The organism is Enterobacter sp. RHBSTW-00994 (genome assembly GCF_013782625.1).
GTDB lineage: Bacteria > Pseudomonadota > Gammaproteobacteria > Enterobacterales > Enterobacteriaceae > Enterobacter.
On the sequence record NZ_CP056199.1, the window covers coordinates 2,686,870 to 2,699,813 of the forward strand.

At 50.2% G+C, this 12,944-nt stretch carries 15 protein-coding genes; 7 read left to right on the forward strand and 8 right to left on the reverse strand.

All coding sequences use genetic code 11. From position 1 onward, the window contains the following. The first annotated feature begins 26 nt into the window (after positions 1–26). A complete protein-coding gene (locus tag HV346_RS12885) occupies positions 27–1,376 on the forward strand; it encodes an LLM class flavin-dependent oxidoreductase (RefSeq protein WP_181619733.1) in 1,350 nt (449 codons plus the stop codon). Here the strand turns inward: HV346_RS12885 and HV346_RS12890 are convergent. Both HV346_RS12890 and HV346_RS12895 read right to left on the reverse strand, forming a co-directional pair. Next, a complete protein-coding gene (locus tag HV346_RS12890; RefSeq protein ID WP_181619734.1) occupies positions 1,353–2,156 on the reverse strand; it encodes a PhnD/SsuA/transferrin family substrate-binding protein in 804 nt (267 codons plus the stop codon). The genes HV346_RS12885 and HV346_RS12890 overlap by 24 nt on opposite strands. Next, positions 2,149–3,120 (reverse strand): fatty acid desaturase, encoded by a 972-nt coding sequence (locus HV346_RS12895; RefSeq protein WP_181619735.1) that lies wholly within the window; start codon positions 3,118–3,120, stop codon positions 2,149–2,151. The genes HV346_RS12890 and HV346_RS12895 overlap by 8 nt, the downstream gene beginning before the upstream one ends. A gap of 203 nt (positions 3,121–3,323) precedes the next feature. On the opposite strand from HV346_RS12895, the gene HV346_RS12900 reads away from it, so the two are divergent. Both HV346_RS12900 and gap read left to right on the forward strand, forming a co-directional pair. Then, positions 3,324–4,304 (forward strand): helix-turn-helix domain-containing protein, encoded by a 981-nt coding sequence (locus HV346_RS12900; RefSeq protein WP_181619736.1) that lies wholly within the window; start codon positions 3,324–3,326, stop codon positions 4,302–4,304. Between the two features lie 78 nt (positions 4,305–4,382). Next, positions 4,383–5,393 (forward strand): type I glyceraldehyde-3-phosphate dehydrogenase, encoded by a 1,011-nt coding sequence (gene gap, locus HV346_RS12905; RefSeq protein ID WP_181619737.1) that lies wholly within the window; start codon positions 4,383–4,385, stop codon positions 5,391–5,393. A gap of 130 nt (positions 5,394–5,523) precedes the next feature. On the opposite strand, the gene HV346_RS12910 is transcribed toward gap, so the two are convergent. Further along, a complete protein-coding gene (locus tag HV346_RS12910; RefSeq protein WP_181619738.1) occupies positions 5,524–5,934 on the reverse strand; it encodes an ASCH domain-containing protein in 411 nt (136 codons plus the stop codon). A gap of 422 nt (positions 5,935–6,356) precedes the next feature. Here HV346_RS12910 and HV346_RS12915 point away from each other — a divergent pair, with 422 nt between their 5' ends. Further along, a complete protein-coding gene (locus HV346_RS12915) occupies positions 6,357–6,917 on the forward strand; it encodes a hypothetical protein (RefSeq protein ID WP_181619739.1) in 561 nt (186 codons plus the stop codon). 233 nt (positions 6,918–7,150) lie between these two features. Here HV346_RS12915 and HV346_RS12920 read toward each other — a convergent pair whose 3' ends face one another. From HV346_RS12920 to HV346_RS12930, 3 genes are all read right to left on the reverse strand, one after another. Further along, a complete protein-coding gene (locus HV346_RS12920; RefSeq protein ID WP_181619740.1) occupies positions 7,151–7,693 on the reverse strand; it encodes a DUF3916 domain-containing protein in 543 nt (180 codons plus the stop codon). Positions 7,694–7,874: 181 nt separating this feature from the next. Next, on the reverse strand, positions 7,875–8,564 hold the full coding sequence (locus HV346_RS12925; RefSeq protein ID WP_181619741.1) for a class I SAM-dependent methyltransferase: 690 nt from the start codon (positions 8,562–8,564) through the stop codon (positions 7,875–7,877). Between the two features lie 155 nt (positions 8,565–8,719). Next, positions 8,720–9,019, reverse strand: a complete 300-nt coding sequence (locus HV346_RS12930) for a putative quinol monooxygenase (protein WP_181619742.1) — start codon at positions 9,017–9,019, stop codon at positions 8,720–8,722. Between the two features lie 175 nt (positions 9,020–9,194). On the opposite strand from HV346_RS12930, the gene HV346_RS12935 reads away from it, so the two are divergent. The 3 genes from HV346_RS12935 (at position 9,195) to HV346_RS12945 (ending at position 11,149) form a co-directional block, all read left to right on the forward strand. After that, a complete protein-coding gene (locus HV346_RS12935; RefSeq protein ID WP_181619743.1) occupies positions 9,195–9,740 on the forward strand; it encodes a GNAT family protein in 546 nt (181 codons plus the stop codon). A 257-nt stretch (positions 9,741–9,997) separates the two neighbouring features. Beyond that, the gene (locus HV346_RS12940; RefSeq protein WP_181619744.1) at positions 9,998–10,402 is read left to right on the forward strand and encodes a DUF2251 domain-containing protein; all 405 of its coding nucleotides are present in this window, start codon (positions 9,998–10,000) and stop codon (positions 10,400–10,402) included. A 264-nt stretch (positions 10,403–10,666) separates the two neighbouring features. Beyond that, a complete protein-coding gene (locus HV346_RS12945) occupies positions 10,667–11,149 on the forward strand; it encodes a glutathione peroxidase (protein ID WP_181619745.1) in 483 nt (160 codons plus the stop codon). Between the two features lie 322 nt (positions 11,150–11,471). Here HV346_RS12945 and HV346_RS12950 read toward each other — a convergent pair whose 3' ends face one another. Both HV346_RS12950 and HV346_RS12955 read right to left on the reverse strand, forming a co-directional pair. Then, the gene (locus HV346_RS12950) at positions 11,472–11,819 is read right to left on the reverse strand and encodes a hypothetical protein (RefSeq protein WP_181619746.1); all 348 of its coding nucleotides are present in this window, start codon (positions 11,817–11,819) and stop codon (positions 11,472–11,474) included. A gap of 276 nt (positions 11,820–12,095) precedes the next feature. Then, positions 12,096–12,860, reverse strand: coding sequence for a class I SAM-dependent methyltransferase (locus HV346_RS12955; RefSeq protein ID WP_181619747.1), 765 nt, complete (start codon positions 12,858–12,860; stop codon positions 12,096–12,098). Positions 12,861–12,944 lie beyond the last annotated feature (84 nt).

Consider the following 12,944-nt stretch of genomic DNA (forward strand, 5'->3'; position numbering starts at 1 on the left):
GACCGCAACCAGAAACGAGCCTGACAATGTCGCACAACACACTGATCCTGAATCTGTTTTTCTTTAACCCGCAGGGAGACTACCGTTTTTCCTGGCGTCATCCGGACGCTCCGGAAAAAGCTGTCTTTACCCTGAAATATTATGCCGATCTCGCGCGTAAGGCCGAGGCGGCTACCCTTGATGCCATTTTTGTCGCTGATCATACGGGCGTCTGGGATAGCGTACCTAGCGGTTTAACCCACTACGCTAACGCGCGTCTGGAGCCGCTGACGCTCCTGTCTGCGCTCGCCGCAGTAACGGATAATATCGGCCTGATGGCAACCGCATCCACCTCCTGGATTGAACCCTATAATCTGGCGCGTTACTTTGCCTCGCTCGATTTTTTAAGTCACGGGCGAGCAAGCTGGAATATCGTAACCTCCTGGCTGGAAGAGGAAGCGGCCAACGTTGGTCTGGATCAGATCCCCCGGCACGACAATCGCTACCAGCGTGCGGGTGAATTTATCGACGTGGTCACCCGTCTGTGGGACTCGTGGGAAGACGACGCGCTGCTTTTCGATAAACAGAGCGGTCTGTTTGCAGATAACGCACACATTCATCATCTCAACCATCAGGGCGATTTCTTTAAGGTTCGCGGCCCACTTAACGTCCCACGCCCGCCTCAGGGACACCCCGTTTTGGTTCAGGCGGGATCATCTGAAGCAGGTAAACATCTGGCGGCAACCTGGGCTGATATGCATTTCGTGTTTATCAAATCCATTGAGCAAGGGCTGGCCTATCGCGAAGAGATGAACCAGAGGCTGGTTAAGCTTGGGCGTAAACCTGAACATTTCAAAATCATCGCCGGTGTGCTGCCCGTGGTGGTGAATTCCGAAGCGGAAAAAGCCGAACGCCAGCAGCTTAATGCGCAACTGATGAGCGACCAGATGGCGATTGATCTGCTCTCATCTTATCTGAAGCGAGATCTGAGCCAGTATCCCCGCGATCACCCCCTTCCTCCACTGCCGGATGAAGATAGCTTCAATGGCATTCGCACGACGCTACAACTGATTCGTGACTATGATCCGTCTCTCACCATCCTTGAGCTGGGCCGTCTGTTGCTACAAAGTTCAGACAGTTGGCTGGTGATCGGCAGTGCGCAGGAGGTGGCCGACACTCTGATCAGGATCTATCGTTCTGGTGCGGCGGACGGTTTTAACCTGATGTTCCCCCTGCTGCCGGGTGATTTTGAACGCTTCACGGAGCAGGTTGTGCCACTCCTGAAAGCCAGTGGAGTGATGAAAATGCAGTATGCGCCGGGGACGTTACGGGAAAAATTGGGGCTGCCAGTGCCTGAGAACCGCTTCGCGGCATCATCCCAGACGCGTCACACCTGACCTTCCCGCCTCTTTGCGCCAGTCGAGCAGTAAGGAATACGGCTGGCGCGTCACCTCGCTAAACCCGCCAATCAATACGGCGGAAAGCACCTCCCGATACTCAGGAGCGCTCACCAACGCTTTAAGGGCATCGCGGATGGCATGGAGCGTTTCGGCCGCCGTGTTTACCGATGTAATGAGCGGTAACCCAGGTGCAAGCGGGCTGCTGGCAATTATCGCCAGGCCATCAAGCAACGTGGGTTCATGGCGCTGCAATAACGCATACGTCACGCAGTCAATGGCTGCGATGTCACCTTCACCACGCCGCACTGCGATAAGCGACTGACGGTGACTGCCGCTCAGTATCACCTGTGAGAAAAAGCGTCCGTTTTCCGACAGAGGGGCCACCATTTTCAGCAACACGTTGTAACCCGACTGGGAATCGGTGGCGTTGCACACCACCCGGCGACCACGAAAATCCGCCAGCGTGTTGTCACGCTCCTGGTCGCGAACCACCAGCAGGCTACGATAACAGAACCCTTCACAGCCCGGCGCTGTATAGTGAAAACAGCCAACGGTCTGCACTTCCGGTAGCACAGTTACCAGTGGGTAGCCGCAGGTCTGGCTCAGGATAAGGTCGGGGTTTTTCCAGTGTTCCAGTAGCGCCGATTCTGGCCAACCCGGCGTCAGATTGCCCACAGGGACACCACGTTCTGTCAGCAAGTGCTGTACCGCCCGCCACAGAGATTCGGTATCCTGACGGCTTACCGCATACATAGGGAATGCCAGCGAGTTATGCATCGCTATCCTCTTTTTTGATGCCGGGATGGACGGTCACATCCACCGGTCTGCTCCAGAACTTGCGCAACCATTCACCATAACCCCGAACCAGAAATTGCTGGTTTCGCTGCTGATAATCATCACGGTTATGCTGGTAGATCGCTTTCAACCCATACCAGGGGACGCCAGGCAGATCGTGATGCACTAAATGGTAGTTAAGGTTCAGAAACAACACGCGCCAGAACAGCCCGGCCTCGTTGATGACCGAGCGAGCGAGCGGATCGTCCGCCGCACGGTGTTCAAGGAAGGAACGCACTTTCGTCAACGCCAGCGCAGGGTAGCTCACCGCCAGCACAAACCAGAGTGGGGAAAATTCAACGCGCGACATCCACGTGAACAGTGCGGCCAGCAACAGGCCATGCACCAGCCACATCATAATGGCCGGAAAATCCAGACGCCGAAACGCGGTTATCGCCCCACCCAGCGTCTGAACAATATCCAGGAGTGGCCCCAGCAACAACCGGCCCATGAACGTGTTACGTACATGAATGACGCGCCGTTGCCACGGGGAAAATCGCGCCCAGCTCTCATCGGTGAAATAGTAGGACTCAGGGTCGTCAACCGGGACGGTCAGATGATCGTTACGGTGATGCGCCAGATGTGAATCCCGGTAAAGTCCGTAGGGATACCATACCGCCAGCGGCAGTATGCCGAAGAGCTGGTTGAGCCACGGAAAGCGTGTGGGATGACCATGGATTAATTCATGCTGAAGCGACATATACCAGGCGGTAAACACGGTAAGGATCAGCGTCGTGGGCACTAACCCCAGCGTTTGCCAGTTCGCGAGCGTGATAAACCAGCCGCTATAGATCACGATGATGAGTATCCAGGTGGGTATTTCGCTTCGCCACAACCAGGTTGTTGATAGCTGGTGAATACGTTCTCGTTGCTGCTCGTGCAAATAAAGGGACGATCGTTTACCCATTCCTTCTCGCGCCATTTCCGTCAGTATCGTTGTGCTCTGACGATCTGAGATCGCGCGAGAAATGACAACGAACTTAAACGACTATGCTTTGCCAGAAAAATGAGCATCCTACGCCTGCGCTGCCCTTTCTTTTCTTTCTTGTCCGCATGTTCGCCCACACTCTGCCACTTGACTTACTCTGTAATAAAGGTACTTTTCAGGACATGAAGAAAATCCTGATTATTGTTCCTGATGGCGGCATGTTGTTTGAAGCCGCGGGTATCGCCGACATTCTGATGCAGGCCAACCGGCAGCACCCGGAAGGCCTGCAACATCCCTGCTACCGCATTATTATCGCCACCACGCAACCCCATCAGGTGATCCACGGTCAGTCTGGTTTGAACCTGCTCGCGGATTATCGCTTGCCGGAGCTGGACCCGCGTGAACCGCTCGATACGATCATCATCACCGGACGCGGAATGAACGAACTGGAGAGCACCGCCGTGGTGGACTGGCTACACCTTGCGGCTCCTCATGCGCGGCGTATTGCATCCATTTGTGGTGGGGCGATGCTGCTGGCCCAGAGCGGGTTGCTTGATGGCCGACGCGCGACGACGCACTGGCGACTGCTGGAGACAATGCAAGCCAGCTATCCAAAAATCAATGTCGAAGGTGGCCCGCTTTACATTCAGGATGGTCCAATCTGGACATCCGGTGGCGTCAGCTCCGGGTTTGATCTGACTCTGGCACTGGTTGAGGACGATTACGGTTTTACTCTTGCCAGGAACGTTGCCCAGGACATGGTGATGTATCTGCGTCGCCCCGGCGGACAACTGCAGTTCAGCCGTTATAACCTGCAACAAACCGGCGCGTCCGGCCCGATAAGCGAGCTACAAGCCTGGATCCTGCACAACCTCACCGCCGACCTGTGTGTTGAAAATCTGGCGGAAAAAGCCGCAATGAGTCCGCGTAACTTCACCCGCGTGTTTACCCGTGATGCTGGCGTGTCTCCGGCTCGCTATGTCACCGAGGCCCGTCTTGCCGCAGCCCGTCAGCGACTGGAGCAAACAACTGAATCACTGGAACTCATTGCCGAAAAGAGCGGGTTTGGCAGCAGTATCAATCTGCGCCGGGTGTTCGAAAAACAGCTTCATCTCACACCTGGCGAGTACCGCCAGCGCTTTCACTGCCGCAACATGGCGTAATATGATCCTTTTTTGTCATTTACGCCATCACGCCTGACGCCTACAGTCACTCCAGAAATCACAGATAAGGAGTTGATCATGGTTAAGGTCGGTATTAACGGTTTTGGCAGAATCGGACGTAATTTCCTGCGCGCAGCGCTGGGCAATCCGAATATTCAGATTGCAGCCATAAACGATCTAACGGACAGCAAAACCCTCGCCCATTTACTGAAATACGATTCCTTGCTTGGCACGTTGCCTGCCCCTGTAGAGGCTGCTGATGGTGCGCTACAGGTGGATGGTCAGCGGATCACGGTGTTTAGCGAGCGCGACCCGGCCACTATTCCCTGGCGAGATGTGGGCGTTGAGGTGGTTATCGAGGCGACCGGGTTCTTCACCGAACGGGAAAAAGCCGCAGTACATATTCATCGCGGTGGGGCAAAACGCGTCATTATTTCAGCCCCAGGTAAGAATGACGATCTGACAATTGTGATGGGGGTAAACCACGAACTGTATGACCCCACACAGCATTTCGTGGTGAGTAACGGCAGTTGCACCACTAACGGCCTCGCCCCGGCGGCTCAGGTACTGCACCAGCAATTTGGTATTGAACATGGCCTGATGAATACCACTCATGCCTATACCAACAGCCAGGCACTACACGACCAGCCGGAGAAAGATCTTCGCGGGGCGCGTGCGGCAGCCCTGTCTATCGTCCCTTACTCCAGCGGTGCGGCGAAAGCGCTGGGGAAAGTCATCCCGGAACTGGATGGCCGCCTGACAGGCTATTCGCTTCGCGTCCCGGTTCCTGTTGTCTCTATTGTCGACCTGACGGTGACGCTCAGCCGCGACGTGACCGCCGAAGAGGTGAATTCCGCCTTCCGAAAAGCCGCGACCAGTGGGCCATTGGCAGGGATTTTGGGTTACAGCGACGAACCGCTGGTATCGAGTGATTACCAGGGTGATCCACGCTCATCCATTATCGACGGGCTGTCCACTCTGGTGATTGGCGGAAATATGGTCAAGATCCTGGCCTGGTATGACAACGAATGGGGCTTCTCAAACCGCCTGGTTGATTTGGCGGTATTAATGGAGAAAAAAGGGCTTTAGCACACGGCCCTCACCCGCGAGGGTGAGGGTTTCCGGCGTTGTCCCTCCCCCTGCGGTACGAAGAGGATCGGCTGAATGCGCATTGCGCCAGATTATGTTTCCTGTCGATACTGCGCATAACGTAGGTGGATTACAGAACTTCAACGAGCTCATATTCCTCAGCAACCAGCTCCATATCAGCAGAAAAGAAACCTTCCCGGGTGAAAAAACGTTGGTGCTCTTTCCTCCAGTATTCAAGACTTAAATCGCCTTCACCTTCTTTCCTGGCAAACTCTTCGGTAACATCACAGAAACGAACCAGGCGCATCGACACCATTCTCACAACGCAGACCGGCGTACCCTGACCATTGAGGATAATATTATAACTCCCTATTTTGGGCGCAGACGCTTCTGCCTGAAAGGAAGCCAAAGAGCCGCATGAGGCGGTTTTCATCCCTTTTACCACCAGATCTGCAAGTGCATTGGCCATATCGGTACTGTCGCCAATTTGCCAGGCATTTGCTCCCGGATACTTCGCGTTTACGCTATCAACCGCGCTCATCTTCAGACCCTTCTCAACGATACGTTATAAGATTAATCTACCCTCTTCTGAATGTAGAAACACGGAAAAATAGCCGTTATTTCAACCTGTTCTGTCCAACTCCGTGATGTTCGTAAAAGCTAAAATCGAGTCTACTGGACAGAGGTTTGTTCCTGTGTCTGGTCTGATAAAGCAAAAGACATCCTGGAGGGAGAATAATCAATGGGTTTGCTGTGTGCCAGAAGCGGGTATTTCGCATTCCTGAATACGTGGCTAAAATCGGTGTGCCATTGCACTTTATGCTATTTATATTAATAGGTAAGAGAAAATGAAGGTTAACTGAAGTTTCATTCGGTTACATAGATCCATCGTTCAATTAATGATGGGCTCAGAGATTAGCGTTGCCAGGATTTATGTAAACAGTACAGGAAAGGGAATACCAGATGCCATCTCTATATACACTCAATGACCTGCTCGGGCTGCTTGTTTTTTCACAGAAATATCACTTTCTGCACAATGATCTGGACTGTCTGATCATTGCATGGGCTGAAGATCAAATCACCGAAGGAAATGATTCGGAGACTCTTTTAATTCTCGCTTCGCTGGGACTTGATAATGAACCTGAACGGACCGAGGTTGAATTATATCTGTTACGATACATGACAGAACAGCGGATAGATCTGCCACCGCTAAAAACAGCAGCATTGGTCTGGATCAAGCTATTTATGAGTCAACTTTCCCAGTGTGCGTCCATCCATGATGCAGAACAGAAAATGTGTTTTCTGGTGTGCCATTGGCTTGAACCTGATGTAAAGATTTTCGCGGAAGTAGTGGATACCCTGAAATCGCTTTACTGGCATCTCTTTGACGAGTGGGAGGGCACTGGTACAAGCGAAGCAGCAAGGATGGATGAGTCAGAATTCTTTGAGCTGATTAATCGCGCGATGCTGCCCTATTCCCGTAAAATTGAGAACCCAGATTGGTTGGATCTGCTTGTGCGGTAATTTATACCCCCCCCTGAAAGGTGTCTTTCCTCTGTGCATAATTCCATCAGATTTGAACTCTTTTTCGCATTTTACTTGAGTATATTCAGCAAAAATTTCATCGTTCACTCTATGAACTCAGGTACAAAAGTTAACCTAACTGAATAGCCGCTCAGTGCCAGGAGCGGACGTTAGACATAAGTAGTATCCCTTTTTATAAGTGCATTATTTTTAATCAAATGAAAGCAATTCCCTTAAGTCACCTGACCATAATACCAGCGTTCTCCCGTAAACCACTCATCACGGTCCTCACTTCCATAATATTCGAGAGTGATACCGATTTCCTGTATGTTAGCGGGAAGAACGAGTCCCCACTCAGCTGCAAGGCTACGATCTTTGATCAAAGCCGAAGCACCATTTTCAGAGCGACCTTCAGTTATAAACCCTTGAAAGTATTCTTCGGATCGATAAAGACAGACCTCACTTGTAAACATATCAGGAAGACATACGACAGCGGTAATTCGAGGACTGTAATTCATACCAGCAGTAACCGTTATGAGGTTTGAACATGCATTAATTAAAGCTTGCGCACAAGCCGCTTTGGTTTTAAGCGTGCTGCATTTCCCCTCAACGATATTAATGTCTACTGGAATTTTGAAATTCCAGTAATGCTCATCTTCTGAGAAAATGCTACGTTCAGGGTTGTGAAAAGTACTAGCCCAACGGTTAAGAGCTTTTAGGCGTCGGGGAATATTTCTGATTTTGGTTCGATAGTCTCTATTAAGTCGTCTACTCATGAATAGTTTACTTTTTAGCTCGTCAAACAGTTCGAGTTGTGTCCCTACACAAAGCATTCTATCCTAATTTGTTCAGTTTATCGTTATGCATGTAATTTAACGCACCGCAATCGGTTTGCGAGAAATTATGTCCGCTTCTCGCTCACTGCGGACCTAGAGTTAACACTTAACCGCTCAGTAGCTATTGTGAATCATATAGTGATGTGTTCACCGAACATACCACTGTGGCATGATCCCACCATGCGTTGTTATTAACTCTTAAAGCAAGTACGTTAAATTGCGCCTCCTGTATCTCATCTGTTAAAGCCGATAGCGGTTTCAGAGTGCGCCAGGGTTGACCTCCTTTCAGTAAATGATGTCTGACCGGATCATAAGCGCTAATGTCTGCAAAATTACCGGGTATTCCGCACATAGAACTGATCACAACCCGTCCTCCGGGTTTGAGCAACCTCTTCATCTCTGCAAAAAAGAGAGTTCGGTCATCATCTATAAGGCAATGCAAACAACTGCCGTCAATAATTAGATCAAATGTTGAGTTCTTACATTGATGGAGGCAGCAAACATTTCCGACAAAAAATTGTGCAGAGAGGCCTGCCTGCTGAAAACGTTTCTCTGCCCACCTGATAGCGGTTTCAGAAATATCCACACCCCACACTGAATATCCTCTCTCAGCAAGGGACTGTGCAGCCATTGCTCCATTACCACATCCCATTTCCAGTACCGGCGCACCCAATACGGGTAAATAGTGATGTAGATTGAGCCAATGAAAGATTTTCTCCTGCTGTTTTTTTGCCCTGATGTAACCTTTTCCCGCCCAGGCGACAGCCCCGTTTGCTATCAATTGCCTGTACTGTTTTTCATAGGGATTCATATTGAAGATGCCTTTTCGCAACAATCTCGTTCAATTTATACGCCATTTATCAACGAAATAAAGCTTATGGACACGAATACACGCAATATCGTCCGCTTCTCGCTCAGAGCCGAGGTCATACGTCAGGGCTTGCCGCTTCATGCCAGAAGTGGACTTTATCTCTCAGGATCCACCCGAACATCCATCAGAATATACTGCGCCACTTTACACGCGTGTTGATCAATCAAGGGAACAAGCCGAGTGAAATGCTCGCTGGCGCAATGTGCTTCGAGTGCTGCCCGGTCTGGCCACTCTTCAATGAAAATAAAATGCCCCGGATCCTTTTCATCCCGATACAAATCATAAGCAATACACAGGGGTTCTTCTTTCGTTGCCGCGATGAGTTCGCGGTAGAAAGGGAGAACGGTGTCGATGCTCTCGGGTTTGATAAAATCTTCGGCGATGACTTTTAGCATATGAACTCCTTCATTAAAAATGCGGATACTGGCAGCCTGAAGGGCTGGTCAGTGACAGGTGCGGACATCGATAACATCTGAGTGAGTTAAAGATTATCAAGCATTACCTGGCGTCAAATTAGTGGGCGATATTTATTAGAATGCATAAACATTGACAAGATAATATGAGGTTTTCATGATCTTCACGAATACACCACGGCTCATTCTTCGCGCATTCAAAGCGAAAGATGCATCTTCCCTTCTCGATTACCTGTTTTCACCTCGCTCGCCTTGTTTCCAGGACGAGAAACTCAATTCGCTGGAAGATGCGGCCGCAGAAGTCGACAGAAGAGCCCACGACAACAGCCAGTTTGCTGTATGTCTTAAAGAGACAGATGAACTGATTGGTCATCTCTTTGCTGATAATAGTGAAGAACCTGACAGGAATACGTGGTCAGTTGGATGGCATTTTAACAAACGTTACGAGGGTCAGGGGTATGCCACTGAATCCGTCACAGCACTGTTTCAATATTTGTTTTCTGAAAAAGAAGCCAGACGTCTTTATGCATATGTTGAAGACTACAATTTATCTTCTCAGAAGCTTTGCGTTCGCCTCCATATGCGGCAAGAGGGCTGTTTTAAAGAATTTGTCTCGTTCATACAGGATGATGGTGAAGAAACATATGATGATACCTTTATCTTCGCACTGCTGAAAAAAGAGTGGCAATCGTTTAATGAGTGACCTCTGGCAGCAGACACTGGCTTATCGCTGCCTATCAACTATCTCTCATACTGATGGACAGATTGATGGCCCGTCCAGGGGAGAACTGTCTGATCCGGATATCCCAGTGTGCCAGAAGCAGACCTTTCTAAAGCAATTGTGTGTCAACAAAGTGGCGGCAGGTCAGGGGCTTAGTTCATTTCAGGGATGTTATGGTAGATTGCTTGTCAGTTAGAAAGCCGCCTAATCAAATAACCATGGAAAGGAGAGTAATCGGTATGACGATTTTAGTGACGATACAGGCTCAGCTCATTACTGGAGAAGCGCAGGTGATAAAAAGCCTGGCTCCTGAGGGGATGCTGGCCGCCGTATTTGAAGACGACGGCCGGACCGGGTATTTCTACGCGCTCGATGAGTCCGTTGAAGGAAACCCAATTCAGGATGCAGTACATATCTACAATGCCGAGGATATTTCAGATGGGCACATTCCTTCTGACGTTAAAATCGGCTGGTCAGAAGACAGTCAGAGGTGCGTGCTCCTTATCAACGGGTATCCGCATGGAGCATTCGATTTCGTGGGGAAAAATGGGTACTGCAGGAGCGGATTTCCTCCCCCGATAAACAAGGTATGGTCTGTGTCTGGCCATGAGTGGAGCGATTCGGTGGATGACTTTTTCCGGTGAGTTAACGTGTGCTTAACGCCTGCCGTTATTCTCTATCTATATTGATAATGTCACTCTGAAGAGGGCGGACGATTTCCTGGACTCTCAGGAGATAGACTATGTATTCCGAATGCCCGATTCTACGGTGAGTTCAACCGATGGATGCAACACACTTATTGAACCGCTCTACCAGACTCATGCCATCACTCACGACGCGATCCCCGGCATCAACGCGCTACGTGGCAATGTCGGCATTGAACGGTTTCTACTCTCAGGAGCTCTGATATGACCACCTTCTATCAATTTACTGCCACCAGCCTGCGCGGCCAGACCATCTCAATGACTGACTATGCAGGCAAGCTGGTTCTGGTGGTGAATACTGCCAGCCATTGCGGCTTCACGCCACAATATGCTGGCCTTGAAGCACTCTATAAGAAATATGCTGTCCAGGGGCTTGTGGTGCTGGGTTTCCCCTGCAACCAGTTTGGTAAGCAGGAACCCGGTGGTGCTGAGGAAATCGGGCTGACCTGTCACGTCAACTACGGTGTGAGCTTCCCCATGTTCGAGAAAGTGGAGGTCAACGGCGTCGCCGCGCACCCGATGTTTCGTTACCTGAAAAACGAGTTGCCCGGCGTTCTGGGCGGACGGATCAAGTGGAATTTCACGAAGTTCCTGATCGGTCGCGACGGTACACCACTCATGCGTTTTGCGCCGTTCACGACTCCGGAGAAAATAGAAGCCTCCATCCTTGCTGCACTCAAGATCTGAGTGTCCCTGTTATTCGACACATTTACTTTTCGCACACGTTCACCAAACGGTTAGTATTCGTGCAAGATTCATGTTCGCTCTATGCCAGAAGTCTGGCTATGTTCCTCCCAAACCGTTTTTGATGTTACCTGAGGCGAACGGCCTTCACCGTCATTGTAAAAAAGGAATCTCCTGTGTCTGAGATTAAATATGAACTGAGGCGTGGAAGCGACGTACTACGTGATGGCATGTATCTGGAGTTATCTATAGGTGAAACATCGCCTTTACAACAAGTTGCAGAGGTCTTCTACTCTGACATTACACACGAATTCTTTCTGACTTGTTACGAAGAGAACATTCCTCTGGCGCAAATTGAAAAATTGATTTCGGCGGCAAGAAAGTCTCTCCCACCACTCGAACCAGAACAATAATAAGTATACATATCGCGAAATGCCTTATCCTGCTTGATTACCATTCCCCTGAGCAAAGAGGCTTTTTCGTTATTCCATTCATCAACGATACCCTGGCACGCCTTATAAACATCATTAACGATTTTCTCAGCAGGAACCGTCGAGTCAATATAGGGAATGGTATGTTTGTTTAGGCATACGGCGATTGGCGGACCATAACCATGATCTTCGGCATGTAGGGTGATAGCAATAAGTAGTGTAAACAACGTTAAAAATCTCAATTCTATTTTTCCTGCTAAACGATGTTCCGGAAAACTCTTGTCCTCGGTGTAATTGTCGACTTGTACAATAGATCTTTAGCTGAGGCTGATTTAGTGAGCCTGTGCTGAGTGCTCAGGGCTTCCCTGAAAATGGGCCGAGAAAGCCGGTTTATCGAATTTTTTTGAGTGGACAACGTCTCCAACGTAGCGATTTCCAGCGTTTGAAAAAACGCTGGCTTAAATGAATGCGGGACGTTTTTTTACACGCGCCTCTCGCGACAACCCAGCCCCTGAGCGCTATTTTTGCGAACAGCAAGCGATGTAGTTCAGTTGATGACGGTTACGGCGGAAGAATCTGAACATGCCCAGGAAGCGCGTTCGGTTCTCATGGGTGCGTAACCCGTTAAACAGGATTTTCGCCGTTCGCACCAGCCCTTCGTCGCGAATCAGCCCCTGAGGTGACATAAGCGACATCGCCCCGTGTTGGGTAGTGACTGACCGGAAACCCCTCGCGAGAAACAGTGCTTTCCACGCAGACTCCGCCATAGGGCTGACATTGGATTTCACAATCTCTGCCAGTTGCGTCTGCCTGCCCGTCTCCAGCCGCTCGTTGGTAAACATGATGTCATGCGTCAGCAGACGGCCGCCGGGTTTGAGCACGCGATAGTACTCATCGATCAACCGGGTCTTGGCCTTATCCACGTACATGGTCAGCATCGCTTCGTTAATGACAACGTCGAAGGCATCGTCGGCGAAGGGTAGCGATGTGGCGTTCGCTTCCAGTACCTGAATTTTATCCTGCAGACCAGCTGCAGCAACGTTTTGCCGCGCCTTGTTCAGCGCATTGTTGTCCATATCAACGGCGTATATCGTGCAGCCAAAACGCTGCGCCAGTTCGATAGAAGTGGTTCCCATATTGCAGGCGACCTCCAACACGATGCTGTCCGCCGTGAGATTCGACTGATTGAACAGCCACTCGGTTGCATCAACGCCGCCAGGCCGCAAACGGGTCTTCCCCAGGCTGGCTAAGAAGGTATGTCCGGCTTTCTCACTTGCGTTCATGATTGCGTCCCCAACTATAAGTTGCATTTATAATGAAACTTATCACATGGAGCAATGAATGAGAATGATTTTCATCACCAGACA